At 48.1% G+C, this 17,828-nt stretch carries 17 protein-coding genes; 7 read left to right on the top strand and 10 right to left on the bottom strand.

Features of this window, described 5'->3' with window-relative positions; all coding sequences use genetic code 11:
• Window positions 1–78: 78 nt before the first annotated feature.
• The 4 genes from HPY31_RS20385 to HPY31_RS20400 form a co-directional block, all read right to left on the bottom strand.
• Window positions 79–1,794: a hypothetical protein gene (locus HPY31_RS20385; protein WP_172142220.1), complete on the bottom strand. Its 1,716-nt coding sequence runs from the start codon at window positions 1,792–1,794 to the stop codon at window positions 79–81.
• A complete protein-coding gene (locus HPY31_RS20390) occupies window positions 1,778–2,323 on the bottom strand; it encodes an RNA polymerase sigma factor (protein WP_087348914.1) in 546 nt (181 codons plus the stop codon). Before HPY31_RS20390 ends, HPY31_RS20385 begins: the two co-directional genes overlap by 17 nt.
• 21 nt (window positions 2,324–2,344) lie before the next feature.
• A complete protein-coding gene (locus HPY31_RS20395) occupies window positions 2,345–3,874 on the bottom strand; it encodes a hypothetical protein (RefSeq protein ID WP_172142221.1) in 1,530 nt (509 codons plus the stop codon).
• Window positions 3,875–3,973: 99 nt separating this feature from the next.
• The gene (locus tag HPY31_RS20400; protein ID WP_172142222.1) at window positions 3,974–4,717 is read right to left on the bottom strand and encodes an IclR family transcriptional regulator; all 744 of its coding nucleotides are present in this window, start codon (window positions 4,715–4,717) and stop codon (window positions 3,974–3,976) included.
• A 190-nt stretch (window positions 4,718–4,907) separates the two neighbouring features.
• Between HPY31_RS20400 and HPY31_RS20405 the strand changes: the two genes are divergently transcribed.
• From HPY31_RS20405 to HPY31_RS20420, 4 genes are all read left to right on the top strand, one after another.
• Window positions 4,908–5,783 carry a dimethylarginine dimethylaminohydrolase family protein gene (locus HPY31_RS20405; RefSeq protein ID WP_172142223.1) on the top strand — a complete coding sequence of 292 codons (876 nt, stop codon included), beginning with the start codon at window positions 4,908–4,910 and terminating at the stop codon, window positions 5,781–5,783.
• A 226-nt stretch (window positions 5,784–6,009) separates the two neighbouring features.
• Entirely contained in the window at window positions 6,010–6,264 is a 255-nt protein-coding gene (locus tag HPY31_RS20410) for a FeoA family protein (protein WP_015893350.1), read from the top strand.
• Entirely contained in the window at window positions 6,261–6,992 is a 732-nt protein-coding gene (locus tag HPY31_RS20415; RefSeq protein ID WP_172142224.1) for a FeoB small GTPase domain-containing protein, read from the top strand. The genes HPY31_RS20410 and HPY31_RS20415 overlap by 4 nt, the downstream gene beginning before the upstream one ends.
• Complete coding sequence (locus HPY31_RS20420; protein WP_172142225.1) at window positions 6,970–8,376, top strand: ferrous iron transporter B; 1,407 nt, start codon at window positions 6,970–6,972, stop codon at window positions 8,374–8,376. Before HPY31_RS20415 ends, HPY31_RS20420 begins: the two co-directional genes overlap by 23 nt.
• An 83-nt stretch (window positions 8,377–8,459) precedes the next feature.
• Here the strand turns inward: HPY31_RS20420 and HPY31_RS20425 are convergent, their stop codons facing one another.
• From HPY31_RS20425 to HPY31_RS20435, 3 genes are all read right to left on the bottom strand, one after another.
• Entirely contained in the window at window positions 8,460–9,863 is a 1,404-nt protein-coding gene (locus tag HPY31_RS20425; RefSeq protein WP_172142226.1) for a hypothetical protein, read from the bottom strand.
• Complete coding sequence (locus tag HPY31_RS20430; protein ID WP_371811750.1) at window positions 9,860–10,426, bottom strand: sigma-70 family RNA polymerase sigma factor; 567 nt, start codon at window positions 10,424–10,426, stop codon at window positions 9,860–9,862. Before HPY31_RS20430 ends, HPY31_RS20425 begins: the two co-directional genes overlap by 4 nt.
• A 111-nt stretch (window positions 10,427–10,537) precedes the next feature.
• A complete protein-coding gene (locus tag HPY31_RS20435) occupies window positions 10,538–11,278 on the bottom strand; it encodes a GNAT family N-acetyltransferase (protein ID WP_172142228.1) in 741 nt (246 codons plus the stop codon).
• A gap of 142 nt (window positions 11,279–11,420) precedes the next feature.
• Here HPY31_RS20435 and HPY31_RS20440 point away from each other — a divergent pair, with 142 nt between their 5' ends.
• Together HPY31_RS20440 and HPY31_RS20445 are read left to right on the top strand one after the other, a co-directional pair.
• Window positions 11,421–12,593: an NAD(P)/FAD-dependent oxidoreductase gene (locus HPY31_RS20440; protein WP_172142229.1), complete on the top strand. Its 1,173-nt coding sequence runs from the start codon at window positions 11,421–11,423 to the stop codon at window positions 12,591–12,593.
• A 45-nt stretch (window positions 12,594–12,638) separates the two neighbouring features.
• The gene (locus HPY31_RS20445; RefSeq protein ID WP_172142230.1) at window positions 12,639–13,505 is read left to right on the top strand and encodes an RNA polymerase sigma-70 factor; all 867 of its coding nucleotides are present in this window, start codon (window positions 12,639–12,641) and stop codon (window positions 13,503–13,505) included.
• A 90-nt stretch (window positions 13,506–13,595) separates the two neighbouring features.
• Here the strand turns inward: HPY31_RS20445 and HPY31_RS20450 are convergent, their stop codons facing one another.
• The 3 genes from HPY31_RS20450 to HPY31_RS20460 all read right to left on the bottom strand — a co-directional run bounded on the left by HPY31_RS20450 (window position 13,596) and on the right by HPY31_RS20460 (window position 16,930).
• A complete protein-coding gene (locus tag HPY31_RS20450; protein ID WP_016741344.1) occupies window positions 13,596–14,162 on the bottom strand; it encodes an SMI1/KNR4 family protein in 567 nt (188 codons plus the stop codon).
• A 29-nt stretch (window positions 14,163–14,191) separates the two neighbouring features.
• Complete coding sequence (locus HPY31_RS20455; RefSeq protein ID WP_172142231.1) at window positions 14,192–14,764, bottom strand: histidine phosphatase family protein; 573 nt, start codon at window positions 14,762–14,764, stop codon at window positions 14,192–14,194.
• Between the two features lie 99 nt (window positions 14,765–14,863).
• Entirely contained in the window at window positions 14,864–16,930 is a 2,067-nt protein-coding gene (locus HPY31_RS20460) for a methyl-accepting chemotaxis protein (RefSeq protein WP_172142232.1), read from the bottom strand.
• 247 nt (window positions 16,931–17,177) lie between these two features.
• Here HPY31_RS20460 and HPY31_RS20465 point away from each other — a divergent pair, with 247 nt between their 5' ends.
• The gene (locus HPY31_RS20465) at window positions 17,178–17,747 is read left to right on the top strand and encodes a DoxX family protein (RefSeq protein WP_172142233.1); all 570 of its coding nucleotides are present in this window, start codon (window positions 17,178–17,180) and stop codon (window positions 17,745–17,747) included.
• Window positions 17,748–17,828: the final 81 nt, after the last annotated feature.

The raw sequence follows: 17,828 nt of genomic DNA on the forward strand, positions 1-17,828 counted from the left end.
CCTCACGCCTTACTATGCAATTTCTGGGAAGGCATTATGCAAAACAAAACACCAGGAGTCTCCCCCTGGTGTCTATCATTATTCGAGTGGCAGCCATTCTCCCGTAATGGCATCCACACCCCCATGGCTTTTTAGTATTTCTGCCGAATAAACTAAGAGCGGTTGCTCTTGAATCTTATTGTAATTGTTATCTAGCGGGAAGACATAGCGAGGACTGAGCGGATGATGTTGGAGATAAACCCGCGCCGCCTCTCCCACTGAAATCACCTTGCCCACATCTGCGAAGCTCTCCTGCTCATGAGGGAATGTCAAATTCACCCCGATAATTTCTCCTGTCTGCCCGTCGATCATGACCTTATAATACTGATCCGGCACCATTACGCCGTTTATTTCTCGGACAAAGTTCAATTCAACCTGTCTGCCCATCACATACACTTGCTCCTTCATCCGAACCGTCTTCACCCGTGAATCCAAATACGGCTCCAAAAACAAGATCGCTCTCTCCTGCAATTCTGCGACGGTACGTGTCGGATCACCTTCTCGCAGCTCAGGATAAGAGATCTTGAACGATGCCGCCCGATTGTTGACGGTAGTCAGCCGCATGAATCGCTCTCCTTTTTTGGCCTGGTATTCCCGTTCGTTGTCTCCCAGCATATATTCAGGCACATTACTCCCCGTAAATGTGAAGCCCTCTACCTTCTGACCGAAGAACTCCATGGCAGCCGCAGCCTCTTTTGCCGATGCAACCATTGTCTTCTTGCCTCCGGGCTTGACGGCAATGCTGTCGCCAAACGACTCCCCTCGCCACAAGGTCGTTTTCACTTCCTTGCCAGTATGAGCGTCGAGATACCCGGAGAAGTTCTCCCTGTAGCGAAGAACGTAGTCCACGTCCTTCTTCCCAACTCTCTCATACGTCAGCTGCATAACTTCTGCAAGGCCGCTCTCTGTTTTCTTCGGTGATGGCCTATCAGCTATTGGAGGAAATTGCCCAGCGTCCAGAGTCATTCCGGTTGAAACCCCTGAATTGATATAGCGAATATGCCCGCCATCGCTCATGCCAATCACATAGCTATCTCCTTCTACCTGCACGTCATTCACGTAGCGTTGCAAGCGGACGGCTTCATGCGAAACGGTTTCTGTTCCCTCTTGCCCATCTACTTGTTCGATCCGATACTGTTCCAGATTTTTGCCCAGGAACGGTTCCATAAATGCCTTCGCCTGTTGCTCTATTCTCTCCTTGGAAGGCGTTCCTTCGACTTTCTCTTGCCCTGGAATCTTCTCCAAATCAAATCCGAGTAAGAGCCCGCTTTTGGCGTCCAGCTTCGCTCTGGCATATAGCGACACTTCTGTTCGATCTTTGTTGCTGAACGTGCGAAAATCTATGTTGTACACCTCGCGAGGAGCTTTGGTTACGTAGACCCTCTTTTCCGATTCCCGAAAAGGAGGATATTTCTCGTACAGCTTTTCCAGCGTTCTGATCGCCGCTTGGCTTAGCTCGCTTTCTGTTATTTCTGTCGAGGAGAAGGAGCGGGGAACCAAATGCGCTTTTGATTCAACCCGAGATTGCGTGAACATCTCCGGGGTTACACCCATCATCCATACTGCTGCGGCCACCGTAGCAGCGGAAACCGTCCATGTCGCCAGCTTGAGGACGATTCTTTTCGAGCGATTCGTTTTGGTGCGCGCCCGTTGCACCAGCTTTGCTTCCAGCGCTTCGACGAATTCGCTCCTTGGCTCCGCATCCTTTGACTGAGGAAGAGCCGCGGAGAATTGCTCGTCATTTGGAGTATTCATTGGCCAATCCTCCTATCCAGTCGACATGCAAAACTTTTTTGAGTTCTTTTGTTGCCCGGTGAAAATCTACGCGGACCTTGGCTTCGCTTGTCCCGAGGATTTCTGCCGTTTCCCGAATACTGTAGGCCTTGATGCCGCGCAAAATCAGTACATTTCGATGATGCGGCTTCATTTTTTGCATTGCCTGCTCAATTTCCAGCTGTTCTTCCTTAGAAGCCAGCTCGGCTTCCGGCCTTCCCAGAAGAGAAGGCAGCCCTTTTAACAATTCCATGCCAAAAAGCGTTTGCACCCGCCTCTTCCGGTAATCATCGATGGCGACATGCTTGGCAATATGCAAAATCCATGTCTTCACACTGGAACGCTCTTCATATCTGCCCAAAGCGTCCAAAACCCGGATAAATACTTCCTGTGTCAAATCCTCCGCATGCTCGCGCTTCCCCGTGAAGTAGTAGAGATATTGATAGACATCACGGTAGTGCTCGCGATAGATCGCTTTAATCCGCGCTTCGTAATCGATTGTGTCCTGCACTGGATTCCCTCTCCCTGCTCCCTACCTGATAAATTGACCGGTAACCGCGTCAACTTTTCCGTTTCTTTCTTTTGGCTCATAAACAAGGACAGGTGTTGCCTGGTACCGTCCGTTAAGGGAAGGAAATACGTAGCTCATTGTAAGCGGGTTAGCTTTTAACAATGCTTGTACGGCTTGCTCGGGCCCAACGACATTTGAGGCATCATCATAGGATAATTTACCAATAGTTACTGGTAAACTGGCGGATACAATGTCTCCCGTATGCATATCAACTGTTACGGAATAGCCCTGTCCCTCAACCATAATCCCTTGGTGTACAGGGGAAAATAGAAACTTTTGCTTGCCTGCTTCTCTGTTAATCATTTGTGGTACCAGCTCCATTTGTGGTACCAACTCCGTTACCTCTGCGTCTACAAACGGTTGCAGAAACGCCACTGCTTTTTCCTCGGCAGCTGCCTCTGTAATCACTTTCTGCTTTGGTGGGTTTTCAACTACATGGAAATACGCAATCTGATCATTCATTGTCCTCACCGAGAACTTTTTGTTGCCAACCACGGCATCATACTCTTTTTCCCCTGCGAGAACTGGCGTACCTTTGGTCATTTTAAACATAATTCCCTCTGGCAATGGAATAAAAGTGGAGAGTCCGGTGGCTACCTCCTCATTTGTCTTGGCGAAAACCCGCTGGTTTCCAGGCGTTACCGTCAGTGGTTTCCCGTACTTTTTTTTCGCGGTCCATCCGGACTCTACCTCGGCTCCTGATCGTGCATCCAGATATCCAGAAAAATTCAGGCTGTAGACTGGGCGGAAACCAGCGCTTATGTCTCTTGCTTTTTGCTCATAGCTAAGGTGGAGCATGTCTTCTAATTGTTTGCCGAATTCGTCTGGATTCTTAACCCCTGACGGAGCGACGAATTTACTTGCGTCCATCTGCAATCCTGTTGTGTTTCCTGCGTTTATATAGTCTAGCTCGCCTACTCCATTGATCGCTACTACGTAACTATCGTCTTTTACCGGAATCTGATTCACAACCCGAACGAAACGCACATTTGCCACGGCCTCTGCACCCTCACCATCAACTGTTACCTCGTCTATTTGGTATTGCTTGATGGCGTCACCGATGAAATCCTTCAGAACACTCGGCGCTTTTTCTTTTCCCATCGCTTCCGTAGGACTTGTAGTCGGTTTCTTTTTGGGAATGTCGTGTGCAGAGAAGAATAACAGCATACCGTTGTTTGCATCGATTTTGGCATCCGCATACAGGGATACGTTCGTCCGCTCCTTGTTGCTGAAGATGCGGAATTGGATCTGGAAGACATCTCGCTCCTGATTGTTACGCGAAATGGTTTTTTCCGCATTTTTTAATTCCGGGTAGTGTTTGATCAGCCTGTCTACGGTTTTTTGGGCTGCCTTGCTCAATTGGGGTTGTGTTGATTTAACTGCCGCGGCTTGTACAGTTACTTGTGGTTGCGTAATCCACAATGGGCTTGAGAAGAGCAAAGCAGCAGCTCCTACTGTGATCATCAGCTTTTTGGTTGCATATGGTTTCATTTTGAATTTCCTCCTGGCTTTCACTTTTTTATGTTCTTAGCCCAATAGTCGAAAGCAGAAGGGAAATGTTACAAGGAAATGAAAATAAAAAAAGGCCAGTCAAGCCTTTGACAGGCCGCCTAGCCGTTGCGAGGTTTTGAGAGCGACATCCTTTACCCGTTCAATCAAATACTGGAGTCGTTCCTCCTTCAAATCATACGTGACAATTCCAATGCTTAACGCCCCGATTACCTTTTGGTTGTAATCAATCACCGGTGCTGCGACAGAGGCCGTGTTTTCGGTCCGCTCCGCAAAGCTGACCGCATGACCAACAGCTCTGATCTCCTGGAGCTTCTCCATAAAAGCAGGCACCTGCTCTTCACTCACGAGCTGGACGACCGTTTGTCTGGCTTCTTCCACAGGCATGTGTGCCAGCACGACTTTATTGGCCGCACCGATATGCATCGGAATCCGTAAGCCCAACTGGTCGTAGATGCGGATATTGTGCTGACTGTCTACGCGTTCGACGACAATAGATTCGAGTCCGCTAGGCTGACTAAAATAAACACTTTCGTTCACTTCTCTGGCGAGCTCCTCGATCATCGGCTTAATCACCTTCCGATAATCGATCCGATCGAGCACCCGCAAGCCGAACTCCATCCATTTAATCCCCAACGTATATTGCTTGGTCGCAGCATCCTGCTCTACCAGTCCATGCTTCATCAACGTGTACAACAGCCGATAAATGGTGCTGACCGGGAGCTGGCATTCCTTCGCTAAATCATTGATTGTCCACCATTTTCTATGTTCATCCGACGAAAGTGCCGTTGCAATCGCCATCGCTCGATCAAACGATTGAATCACGGTCATCCCCCCTTTCCTATCTTTCTTCACCTATGAAACTATGTTAAACCATTTGCTCTAATTTTGTGAATCGCAAAAAAACTACAGGAAGGAATCATCGATTGACAGTCAGAAATCAGAATGTGTACACTAATAATGAACATTTCGAAATATGAATAATATTCTGTAATGTGGAAAAAGGGAGGCAACTATGTTCCAAGGCAGCCAATCCATGGTCAAAAAGATGAAAACCGTCATCATCAAGCATCCCCATCAAGCATTTATCAGTCAAGAACATCTCGATCAATCGTGGAAAACCTTCAACTATACAGACCGCCCTGACTGGGATCGCGCTCTGCATGAATACGCCAAATTTGAATCGATTTTGCTCGAGCATGTGGAAAACGTCCTGCACTTGCCACAATCCGATAAAACCGGACTGGATTCCATTTACGCCCACGACCCTGTGAAATTTACTTCCAAAGGGGCAATCATCCTCAAATCTGGTAAAGAGCTCCGACAGGGAGAAGCCGAAGTATACAAAGCCTTTTTAGAAGAAAATAATATTCCGATCCTGGGACAGCTCACAGGCGATGCCCTGTCAGATGGCGGCGATCTCGTCTGGCTGGATGATAAAACACTCGCGATTGGCCTTGGCTTTCGTACGAACGAAGCGGCAATCGCTCAAATTACGGAAATGGTCAAGGATTTCACGGATGAAATCATCGTGGTACAGCTTCCGTATGATCGCGGTCCGGCGGAATGCTTGCATCTGATGTCGATTATCAGCATGGTCGATCATGATTTGGCAGTCGTCTACTCCAAGCTGATGCCTGTATTTTTCCGTCAACTGCTCATCGACAGAGGCATTCAGCTAATCGAAGTACCTGATCCTGAGTACGATAATCTCGGCAGCAATGTTCTCGCCCTTGCGCCGCGTGTGTGCATGGTCGTGGCAGGCAACCCGATTACGAAGCAACGCCTTCTCGACGCAGGTGCGACTGTGTACGAGTATGAGGGCGAAGAGATTTCTTATAAGGGAACAGGTGGGCCTACTTGCCTGACAAGCCCGGTGGAACGAATCTAGCCGTTAACAAACTGAACTGCACCTCCATTGTTAGATACCTTTGACGATTGGCGGTGCAGTTTTTCTATGACCAAAAAGTTTCCTTAAGCAAAAACTTTGTTGCCTAGGAAAGAATCTTACCTTAAACTAAAATCATGGAGATATCGAGTACGTGTACTTTTTTTTACCTTGTTTTTTGCCCTAAACCAACAGTTTGTCCTTAATGAAAAAAAGGAGAGTGAACCTCATGCCATCCATCAGTATTCCTTTGTCTGATGCCCTGATTGGTAGCCACATCTGTCTGGATCGTATTGACGTTCAGGGTATACTGCGCAGACGATTGCTGGATCTCGGCTTCGTCCCCGGCAACATCGTGGAAGTCATGCAAAAAAGTCCACTGGGCGATCCCACTGCCTTTCGGGTAAATAACACGATCATCGCCCTGCGCAAAGAAGAAAGCTCCCTCATATTCGGGGAGTACGTAGGAAGTGACGAAACATGAGTTCATACACAATTGCGTTGGCAGGAAATCCGAATACCGGTAAGAGTACATTATTCAACACATTGACGGGACTTCGCCAACATACGGGAAACTGGGCAGGGAAGACAGTCGTAATGGCTGCGGGAGAATTCTCTCGGGGAAATACGACGTTTCGGATCATCGATTTGCCAGGTACGTATTCCTTGTATTCCAACTCGGCAGATGAAGAAGTAGCGAGAGATTACATTATTTTTGAGCAACCCGATGTCACCATCGTGGTACTGGATGCAACTTCATTGGAACGAAATCTCAATTTGGCCTTGCAGGTGTTGGAAATGACCCCTCGCGTCGTCGTATGCGTCAATTTGATCGATGAGGCGAAAAAGCTTGGCATTCGTATTGATCTGGAAAAAATCTCGCAAAGATTAGGCGTTCCCTGTATCGCTATTTCCGCCAGAAATCATATCGGGATTGAGAATTTGCTCGATCAGGTGGAGAAGGTAGCGAACGGAACCATCGTGCCTACTCCTGTACAGATAACCTACAGTGATCAGATTGAATCCAAACTGGCACAGTTGGAGCCGCTCATCGAGAAAACCTTGGGTAGTCGTTTTCCGACAAGATGGATCGCTCTGCGGTTGCTCGATGGCGATGAGAGTTTGTTGAATACCTTGCGGGAGCGAATGCAAAAGCCAGCAGAGTCTTTCGGAGAGGAGCGCTTGACCCATGGCCAAACCGTTTGCCACTAATCCGTCTGATCCACTGGATGCGCTTCTTTCCGTGGCCCGCGCCTCAGTAGCAGAAAGTGAGATTCGGGACACGATTGTAAGTGACATTTACCGCACCAGTCGGAGCATTTGTAAGGAAGCTGTGACCTACGAAAACAAGCAAAAGCTGTCTCGCGCATACAAGCTCGATAAAATTGTGACGTCCAAAATATGGGGCTACCCCATCATGCTGGCGATATTAGGCGCAGTATTCTGGATCACAATTGCAGGTGCGAACGTTCCATCCGGAATGCTTGCCGACATGTTCGGTGTTATCGAGGGTTATCTAACTGCTGGCTTTCAAGCTGCACATGCACCTGAATGGCTGCATGGGATTCTGGTTCTCGGATTCTTTCGCGGAACCTCATGGGTTGTCAGCGTCATGCTTCCCCCGATGGCTATCTTTTTCCCAGTCTTTGCCCTGCTCGAGAACTTCGGATATCTGCCGCGTGTCGCGTTCAACATGGATCGTCTGTTTAAAAATGCTGGCGGACACGGCAAACAGGCATTGACCATGTCGATGGGGTTCGGCTGTAACGCAGCAGCCATCCTGTCCACCCGGATTATCGAATCTCCCCGGGAGCGAATGCTGGCGATTCTGACCAACAATTTCGTTCCGTGCAATGGTCGCTGGCCCACATTGATTTTATTGTCATCGCTATTTATGGCGACCAGCGCGACAAGTGGATGGCAATCTCTGACTACTGCTCTCATTGTAATGGGTATGGTTATTTTTGGAATCGCTATCACTCTTATGGTTTCCTGGACACTATCCAAAACAGCCTTGCGCGGAGTACCGACACACTATACGTTGGAGCTGCCCCCTTATCGCCGTCCACAGATTTGGAAAACGATTCTGATCTCAAGCAAGGATAAATCGTGGAGCGTGCTGAAAAGAGCCGTCATTGTGGCCGCCCCAGCTGGTATCATCACTTGGGTATTGGGCAATATCTATGTCGGTGGGGACAGCATCCTCGCCCATATGGCTGCCTTTTTTGATCCGTTTGCGCAACTCATTGGTCTTGATGGCTATATTCTCATGGCTTTTATTCTTGGCTTACCCGCAAATGAAATCGTACTGCCGATCCTTCTGATGGGATACATGTCCTCCGGTGCCATGGTTGATGTGGAAGGCCTAGACAACATCAAGGATGTCTTCTTGCAGCACGGGTGGACTTGGTTGACAGCACTCAATATGATGCTGTTCTCTCTGCTTCACTACCCTTGCGGCACAACCTTGTTCAATATTTACAAGGAAACGAAAAGTGTAAAATGGACAGTGCTTTCCGCACTCATTCCGCTCGCCATTGCGGTAGGAGTTACGTTCTTGACTGCCCAAGTGGCAAGGGCACTCGGTTGGGTGTAAAAAAACAGCAAAAAGCCTTTGCGCAATACCAGACAATCTGGTAGGTACAAAGGCTTTTTTGTGACTGTTCCCGTTGATTCTATTTATTTCGTAATAGGTATTACGCCTTTTAGGGGGAATCTCTCAAACCACAGACCGCTCATTTCCAGCTGATACGTATCCTGTTTGGGTACCTCGAAAGTAAGTGAAACGGTCTCCAGGTTCTCTGCGATAATAAAATCCTTGTAATACTGACCTTCTACACGCAGATTAATCTCCTCTGGTCCTTCGTTCGGGATGACGATGAAAAGCTTGCCTTTGTCGTAATACACCTTTTCGATGTTCAGCTTATTCTTTTTGCCAAATGGAATGCTTTGCGGGTATTTGGCATTCCGATCCAGCACGATGTTTTCTCTAATGGACTTATTCGCAGATACCTCGTCGAATCGGAGCTCGAGTTTTTCCGGTACGTCTTCAAAGAAGAGAGATGGGACAAACTGCATGGTATACTTGTCGCTACCCTGAACCCCGGTAGCATCGCCACCTCGAACCCGCTCCAGATTCTCATTGATTCGGTCATCTATTGCCGGATATTCCTTTCCCTTCCCATCTACCAGCTTCACATTTTCCAAGCGATACAGCTCGAATCCATCCTGCAAAGCAGCTTCCAGTTCCGCTTCCATCACCGTCGGAGAAGCCATGATCTGATTTACTTTCAGCCTCGTCAACAGGCTGTCTGTTTCTAGCACAGCATCTACTTCTGCATCCGGTTGGATTGCTTTTTCTGCTACAGTGACGGACCTTGGCAGGGGCAGCAACAGCTCGGCTACCACTTCTTCAGCTTCTTTCTTGCGCATATTTACAATTTGCACAGGCAGAACGGGCTTGGTCTGATTCATGAACTCCCGCATTTTTTTCTCGTCAATTCGGTAATTCGGTTTGATGATAAGATAATGCACACCATCGATTAATTGAAAATCTTTCGGAGCATGACCTATTTCTTTCAGCTCCCCCAAATCTACACGAAGACTCCCATAAAGCATCTCGCTTCTTTTCGATTCGTCTGGAATTCGCGCAAACTCCTCTATTTTTTCACCGGAGATTAACAGCGTAAACGTAATCCGTCTGTGATCAACCATAGCATCCCTGATTTGATAAACAAAACCATCCTTCTCCAATTTTACCTCAGGCAGAATCGGATACCCGTTCTTCAAAGCATGCATAAAGCCTTCATCGGGCGTTACCCATTCAAATACTTCCTGGCCTCGCTCTGCACCACTCAGTCCCCACAAGCTTCCATCAAAGGGCTGTGCAATCTGGAAGAAAAGGGTAGCAGCAACTGCCACTCCGGCTGCCCAAGAGGTTACCTGCCAACGACGGCGACGCTTCTCACGCTGAATTTTTGTGAGGACTTCCTGCTCGAATTTTTCCAAATGAAACGGATATTTTTCACGAACGGATTGCTTTGCTGATTGACTCCATTCTCTCCACATGCGATCGTCGCTCATCCTTTTACCTCCTTCGACATGGTTTCCTTCAATTGCTTCCTGGCTCGATGCAAACGCGTACGGACGACCTCTTGCGAAACCGCGAGAATGTCCGCCACTTCCGCAATCGACAGGTCTTCGTAGTAGTGCAGGAGAATAACCTGTCTGTACTTCGGTGCGAGGGATTGAATGTATGTGACGATCTCTTCCCGCTTTACCCGGTTTAAAATCTCTTCCTCTACCTGATTGTTTGCCTGCCGATCCATCAGGTCGCCCAAATGATCATCCATCGTCGGAAAAATGTTGCGGAACGACCACGACCGAAAATGCTTTTTGCTTTCATTCATCGCGATCTTGTAGAGCCAATGCTTGATCTCTCCGTCCCCGCGGAACTGATCGAGATGTCGATACGCTTGGATAAACACGTTTTGGGTAATATCGTCCGCCAAGGCATGATTCTTTACCGTGAGGCTTACCAGATGAAAAATCTTCTCCCCGTATTGCTGCATCAGCCATTTCAGTCTGGCTTCCCGTGTAACCTCCAGACTGGTTGGCATTGCTTCTGCTTCGTTCAACCCGTTCACCTCATCCGTTGATTGCTTGCTAGTAGGTATGATCCGTCTCACAGCAAAAAGGTGACAGAAAATGCAAAAAGAAACCGCTGTGGCTTCCACAACGGCTACTTCGCTATCGCTCTACAAAAAATGCTGCATCCAAATATTCGGCTCGATATATACCACTTCGTCCTTTTCCACGTCAGCCTGCACGGGAACCAATGCGTCTGGTATGATGTACGATCCGGACTCGGGAAATTTCATCCCTGTCCAGCTTTCCCAATTTGACAGACTGCCTCTGATCAACATGGATTCCGGCGCTACCTGCATGATCGTCGCTCCCAGTTTCCAATGCGTGCGCACCCACGGATCAAACGGAGCGTCATCGGCCGTTTTCCACTGAACATACTTGTCCATTGGCGTGAGCGGGTACTTGTGCTTGAGGGATGGACGTACGGGTGCCACCAAGTACGCCAAGCCATTTTCCTTGGCGATATCCTTCATCGCCGTAACCATCTGCTTGCTCAGTCCGAGTCCACGATAGCGGGGATCGATGGAGATGGAGAGTGCCGATAACGCATTTGGCTGTTTTCCTTGGCGGTAGTCCTCAATCCCTTGCAGAAAGACATCATCCCAGCCTCTTGGCAGCCCTTCCGCAGTGCCATCCCAATAAAATGGAATCGCATTTCCTACAGCCATCACCTTGTCAGCCTCGTCCGTCAGCATGAACTGATAAGAAGAGAACCAGTCATACAAATGATTGTAATATTCGTTCGCCACTTCATCATTGAGCATGAAGGCAGACCAGCTTGCCTCGATTAGTTCATCAGCTTGATCATCTAGATCTGATCTTTGTGCGAAAGTATAGATGTTGTATGACATGCTTGGAATCCTCCTACGAACTCAGATGTCTAGCTTTCCATCTAATCCCTATTCGTTTTTCTTCGACATTTTCCTCTTGCGTATGTCACACAATCGTTCCCTCTCTCGTTATATGGTCAAACCAAACGAGGAGCTGATTGGTATGAAAGAACGAACCTGTGTGATTGTCGGTGGCGGGTACGCAGGTATCCACGCATTAAAAGCCGTTCGGGATACATGCAAAGGACGCCCGATCCGCTTCATCTTAATCGATAAAGAGCCTCATCACCTTCGCAAAGTCCTGTTGTTCAAACCAGCCGCTGCCAAAACGGATATCTCGATTCCGCTAAAAAACCTGTTTCCAGAAGGTGTCGAATTCGTCCGAGGTACAGTTACCTCGATCAAAGGGAAGGAGAAAACCCTCTTATTCCGGAACAAAAACGACCAAGAACAGGCGTTACCCTACGACATGCTCATCCTTGCAGTAGGAAGCGTCATTCGCCAAACAGAGCCAGAACAAGGCGGTATCGCTTTGACGAGTGTAGGGGCGGCCGAGGCTGTTCGGGATAAGTGGCTTGCCAACATGCGCCAAGCCGTCCATGAGAAGCAGCCATCCGAACGTGAGCGATTGTTGACGATCGCCGTTGCGGGAGCGGGCATCAGCGGGATGGAGACCGCTGCAGAGCTGGTTTTCGCTATGCGCGAGGAAGCGAAGAACCTCGGCATCCATCCTGATGAAGTCAAAGTCTATCTCATCAACGCACAAAAGCGTTTGTTTACGGAAGGCCCTTCCAAAATGGGGCGCAAGCTGGAGAATGTACTCACGGATAGCGGCGTTACCATACTGCATGATCAAAAGGCACTTCATGAGCGGAACGGAATGCTGACGCTAGCCAGTGGGCGCACGCTTGCTGTCGGGGTGTGCGTCTGGTCGCTCGGACTCCTGCCAAATCCCGCATTACGCAGCATGGGCGTACCCCTAACCACACACGGACAGGTAGTCGTCGATGAATCCTATCGTGTAGCGGGAACGCCTGGGGTGTACAGCATTGGCGATTGTGCACACATCGTAGATCCAGCCAGCGGGCAAACGGACACGATGACATGCAGGGAAGCCTCCGGACAGGCGATACGTTTGGGCAAAATCGTGCTGGCCGACTTGGACGGAATCCCTGCCCCCACACATAAAAGCTTCATGGACATTTACTGCGTCGGACTCGGCCCTGAACGCGCAATCGTTTGGACGAGAAAATGGGGACTCGATATCATTTTGACAGGGAAAATGGGGTGGAAGCTTCGCCAGTTCACCTGGGATGTTGCCAGCATGATAAAATAGGAAAAAATAGGGACGTACGAAGACACAAGAGGAAGTGACACAGCCATGGAGGCTCTGTACAAACAATATAAGGGGCTCATGTTCCGCCTCGCCTATCAGATGCTCGGCTCAGCCACGGATGCGGAGGATATCGTGCAGGACGTATTCGTGAAGGCCCATGATGTCTCGTTGGAACAGATGCTAGAACCGAAGGCTTACCTGTGCAAAATGACCACAAACCGCTGCCTCGATTTGTTAAAATCAGCCCGCAAAAAACGGGAGCTGTATACTGGACCATGGCTACCAGAGCCCATCTCTACCCCCGATGCTGACAGCTATGATTCTGTCATTACCAAAGATTTGCTCTCCTACGCCATGCTCGTCCTGTTGGAGCGGCTGTCTCCCCCAGAACGAGCGGTGTTCGTCCTGCGAGAAGCCTTTGACTTCCAATATGACGAGATTGCCGGGTTGGTTGGAAAAACCGAAGCGAATTGCCGCAAGATTGTTAGTCGGGCTAAAAAGAAAATGGGGATTGACTCAGAAGCACCTCATCTCCCCCCAGACAAAGAGCTCGGCGAAGAATGGATTGGCCGGTTTCTGTCTGCGCTGGAGCATGGAAATGTAGAGACATTGCTCACTCTGCTTGCCACAGATGCGGTATTGCTCTCCGATGGCGGCGGCAAGGTCACCGCAGCCCTGCATCCGATCTTGTCTGGCGAACGCGTGGCTTCCTTCTTGCTCGGCTTGATGCGCAGCTTGTCGAAGCGTCCAGATTTCACTGTAGAGCTCGCACCTGTAAACGATCAAACCGGGCTTGTGATCAGACTGGACGGCAGAATCGACACCGTGGTGTTTTTGCAAATCGAACACGGGGTTATTCGTAACCTCTACTTTGTCAGAAATCCTGATAAGTTAAGATTCATAGTGTCGTAATCAGCTCCTAGCGCAGCAAACGAATCATACAAGAATCTCACAAACAAAACCCTCTTTCATCTTATAAGTGAAGGAGGGTTTTGTTTCGCTTCATGTACGTTCTAAAAAAGTGTGGTCAAAATAAGTTTTGAAATTCGGATACAAAAAGATCAGTGATTCTTTCAATTCGTTGCGTTCTGTCTTTTCTTCATCCATTTCAAACAAAATTTCATGGTCAATTTCATAGATTCCACATTTCTCCTCGTCTGGACTTTCTTGTAAATCGATACATCGTATACTGCCGTACTCCGTATCCCATGAAAAAGGAAGGTAGCCTAACTTGCAAAGCAACGGGTTGTACATATTCCGAATACGATCGAATGGCTCATCAATCCCTTGTTCAGGGATGACGTCGAAAAAATGATGATACGTGGAAATGAAGGCTTTATACCACTCCGGAAATTTCAGCCCAAATTGTTCTTCGAGCGAAGCCACATCCTCCTGACTTACAATCGAAGGAACCAGCTTCCATCTGGACCATTCTTCATCGGTATCAGCTACCTTCATGACATCAGGGACGCCTGGCCGCATCCATCTGCAAAAACCTTCCTCTGTCACTTGGTTATATCGGGCATAGTAAGCTTCAAAACCATTCTTGATATACTCGTTTCTATCCATATGTAAAGCCTCCTTTTTCCTATAGGTAGTCAGTTCCCCCATAATCGCTTCGTTTCCACGAGTACTTCATCCTCGAATTCCATTTTGTAAATATCAGGCTTGGACGTGGTCAATAAAAAATCCAAGTCGTACTGACTGTCAAAGTACCCCATCATCAATGTCATAACGGCACCATGTGTTCCGATTGCAACTTTCTGCCCTCTGTATTGCTCTAAAATGTTTCGGAACGTTCTTACCACACGATTCCGACAAACGGTGATCGACTCTCCCTCAGGCAAAGAAAAGTCTGGCTCAGTAAACATCTTCTTTACTAATGGATACAATTCGCTATCGGCCATGATTTGATTGTTTCCGATAAAAACGAGTTCTCTCAGCTCTTCAAAAACGACGATCTCTTTCCCTACGGACTGGGCTAGTTCTTCTATGGTTGCCACTGCCCTTTTATACGGACTTGAAATGAACGCATCTATCCCCTCGTCTTTTAACAATTGAGTAATGATACGGGCATCTGAACTACCTTTTTCAGTCAGTCCTCGTGTTCTTTCGTCCCCTTCGGTTTTTGGTGATTCTCCGTGCCTGACCATGTAAATATAGGTTTTCATGCCTAACCTCCGTGGAAGCTTTTTTTCCGCCTACATCCTTCCTGCAAATATATTACAACAAAACCCCCTTCCCGGTTTTCACCAGAAAAGGGGGTGCTCTTAGATTTTAAACCGATGCACGATCTCTTCCATCGTCTGCGTCAAGCCGACATTTCGCTCTGAAATAGCAGCGACCTGTTGGTTATTATCCGCAATAATGCGAGATTGCTCTGTGATCGCCTCTACACTGTGTGCACTTTTCTCCATCGAGTTCGTCACTTGCTCCACGACAGAAACCACGCTGCTGATTGTGGAATTCAACTCTTCAAAAGACGCATTGAATTCTTCCAGCAACGAATGGAAACGATACGCATCCAAATTGTACTTCTCCGATGTTTCCATCATGCTGTCATAGTCAGGAATGACTCGCGTTTCAATAAAGTCCAATACGCTCGACGAGTTGGCAGCCAGATTGTCTACGGATGCGCCCGCGACCTGGATAATACGTTGAATATCGATTACGACCTCAGACGATTGCGTAGCCAGTCTGCGTATCTCATCCGCTACGACAGAGAAACCTCTCCCACTGTCTCCTGCACGTGCAGCTTCAATCGCCGCATTCAATGCTAGCAGATTCGTCTGCTCAGAGATCGTGAGTATCGCCTCTGCCAACAGGTTGATTTTTTCCATTGATGCCTTCGAGTCGGTGATCGCTATTTCCGTTTGCGCCTTCACATTTAGATAGAGCTCTGTCGTCATTTTATCCGCAGCCAATGCATGTTCCCGCAAAACAGTTGCCCGCGAGCTGACATCCTGCGCGGTCGCAGCGGCTACTTCCGTTCTTTTCGTAATCGAGTGAATAACGGTCTCCATGTCGTTTAAGGTCGCATTCATCTCTTCTGTAGCCGCCATCGTCTCCTGCATATGGGCGAGCAAGATGCCCGTAGCCTCCGCGGTTCCGCTGGACTGCTCGCTTACTTTGTTGGTGGATTGTTTCACGCTCTGCGCATTTTCAGCGACCGAGTGTGACACAGCTGTCAGCTTTCTCACCACCTCGCTCAATTGCTCACGCATGACTATGATCGACTGTGCCGTCAATCCAATCTCATCCTGCGAGCCCTGCTCGTTCACCGCCATTTTTTCCCGCAAATCAAATTGAGCCGTCTGCGTAATGATCTCCCTCATTTGATCAATCGGGCGGGTAATCCAGCGACTCAGCAGGAAGGATAGAAGCAACGCTCCTGCCACCGAACATACCAGCTTCCAGACAACGGACTCCAGATTGTCCGCCAGCTTCTGGTTCAGCTTCGTATTGTCATACACAATCTTGATGACGCGTGATCGGCTGAGATCATTGGGATCTTTGCCTAGCTTGTACGGAACGAGGCGATACGTGAGATCTTTCTCCTCTGTTTTTTCATAAAACTCTTTGATTTCTTGTGATTGGTAGGCTTCCGTAAAAATCGGCAAGTGACTATCGATCACTCGCAAGGCTTTCCCATCGCTCCCTGTTCTCCCCAAAGCGTACCCATCATGGGAAAAGACCAGAATGTCTTTTACCATGTCGTATTTCTCCGTGATCGCCTGTGAAACAGCCAAGAAATTAAAGGTCTGGAAAAGAGCGCTATCCTGCAAATTCACACTGACTTCAAACAGGTACTTTTGGTCAGACGTAGGGAGATAAGCGAACTTTTTTATTTGACCTGTATTGACGGAGACCTCCATGCCATCGGCAGAAAACTCGTTGCCATCCATCCGCTTTTTCAACAGCTCCGTAAATGCCCCGGCCTTGCTAAAATCAAGCCCAATATCGGTTTTGACGCTAGAATGAGCGACCTTGATATTTCGGTCGATGATGAAAATATCCATCCCATACTGCTCACGCAGGGCTGCATAGTCCCACGTCTCCACCGCTGGATTTTGCCGATAGTTGTTCGTTAACACTTGCAATGTTTGCTGCATGCGAGTTTCCATGTCTTTCTCAAAAACACCGTATGCCATATCCACATTCTTCACTGCATTCGTAACATGATCCTCTACCAGCTGGTACTGTATTGCCTGGTCAGAAATAATATTCGCCTTGAATTGAACATAGTCAATAATAGACAACACAATGGCTACCAGCATCGTAAATAAAGAAATCATCAAGGTAAGCTTAGTACGAAAAGACATCCACATTCGTTTCATAAGTCTGCTCCAAGAAGTTATTTTTTTAACATAACTTAACATAATTTACCACATCTTAACTTGTCAATCCTTTCAGGAGTTTACTGTATTTTGGCAATATAGACACTAAGATTTACCATTAACACCGTGCTTATAGTGTCAATGAACACCGTATGAACTTATGCCCCAAACCGCACTACACCGCCATTTGTTATGTTAAAATCGGCACGAACAAAGATGTACAAAACGTATGTAGGAGGACACCCACATGCAAAATCGTCAAAACGAAATTATTATTCCTGAAAATCCTGTTTCACACTTCCTGTTCACCAGTACGAAATCCGCTGCGATCTGGTTGATTATCAGATTGTATGTCGGCTATTCATGGATTACTGCTGGATGGAAAAAAATCCAGTCCGATAGCTGGACTGGAGATGCGGCTGGCGGAGCGATTCAAGGGTTCGTAAAAGGCTCCTTGGCAAAAGCAGCCGAAGGAAAAGACGTAACCGGGTGGTACGCCTGGTTCCTGGAAAACGTCGTATTGCCAAATGCTAAGGTATTCGGCTTCTGCGTCGCTTATGGTGAGGTACTCGTCGGACTCGGCCTGATCCTCGGATGCCTGACAGGGATTGCAGCGTTTTTCGGCGGCTTGATGAACGTCAGCTTTCTGTTCGCAGGAACGGTCAGCACCAACCCACTCCTTTTTATTTTTGCCACTTGGCTCGTTTTGGCTTGGAAGGTTGCGGGCTGGTATGGTCTTGATCGCTGGGCGCTTTCTTATCTCGGAACACCTTGGACGAGAAAATCGCGCGACGGTGCTTTACCGATGAACAAGTAATCTTTTCTTTCCTCTCGAAATGACAAAGCCACCTTTTGCGGGTGGCTTTTGTTGTCCATTCAGATCAATCGTTACTAAAGT

The organism is Brevibacillus sp. HB1.3, from assembly GCF_013186635.1.
Classification (GTDB): Bacteria; Bacillota; Bacilli; order Brevibacillales; family Brevibacillaceae; genus Brevibacillus; species Brevibacillus brevis_D.

Excerpts from the sequence above, each read along its gene's own strand:
- HPY31_RS20440 (WP_172142229.1), top strand. The coding sequence starts at position 11,421 with ATGAAAGAACGAACCTGTGTGATTGTCGGTGGCGGGTACGCAGGTATC.
- HPY31_RS20460 (WP_172142232.1), bottom strand. The coding sequence starts at position 16,930 with ATGAAACGAATGTGGATGTCTTTTCGTACTAAGCTTACCTTGATGATT.
- HPY31_RS20435 (WP_172142228.1), bottom strand. The coding sequence starts at position 11,278 with ATGTCATACAACATCTATACTTTCGCACAAAGATCAGATCTAGATGAT.
- HPY31_RS20410 (WP_015893350.1), top strand. The coding sequence starts at position 6,010 with ATGCCATCCATCAGTATTCCTTTGTCTGATGCCCTGATTGGTAGCCAC.
- HPY31_RS20395 (WP_172142221.1), bottom strand. The coding sequence starts at position 3,874 with ATGAAACCATATGCAACCAAAAAGCTGATGATCACAGTAGGAGCTGCT.
- HPY31_RS20450 (WP_016741344.1), bottom strand. The coding sequence starts at position 14,162 with ATGGATAGAAACGAGTATATCAAGAATGGTTTTGAAGCTTACTATGCC.
- HPY31_RS20385 (WP_172142220.1), bottom strand. The coding sequence starts at position 1,794 with ATGAATACTCCAAATGACGAGCAATTCTCCGCGGCTCTTCCTCAGTCA.
- HPY31_RS20415 (WP_172142224.1), top strand. The coding sequence starts at position 6,261 with ATGAGTTCATACACAATTGCGTTGGCAGGAAATCCGAATACCGGTAAG.
- HPY31_RS20455 (WP_172142231.1), bottom strand. The coding sequence starts at position 14,764 with ATGAAAACCTATATTTACATGGTCAGGCACGGAGAATCACCAAAAACC.
- HPY31_RS20445 (WP_172142230.1), top strand. The coding sequence starts at position 12,639 with ATGGAGGCTCTGTACAAACAATATAAGGGGCTCATGTTCCGCCTCGCC.
- HPY31_RS20420 (WP_172142225.1), top strand. The coding sequence starts at position 6,970 with ATGGCCAAACCGTTTGCCACTAATCCGTCTGATCCACTGGATGCGCTT.
- HPY31_RS20465 (WP_172142233.1), top strand. The coding sequence starts at position 17,178 with ATGCAAAATCGTCAAAACGAAATTATTATTCCTGAAAATCCTGTTTCA.
- HPY31_RS20405 (WP_172142223.1), top strand. The coding sequence starts at position 4,908 with ATGTTCCAAGGCAGCCAATCCATGGTCAAAAAGATGAAAACCGTCATC.
- HPY31_RS20425 (WP_172142226.1), bottom strand. The coding sequence starts at position 9,863 with ATGAGCGACGATCGCATGTGGAGAGAATGGAGTCAATCAGCAAAGCAA.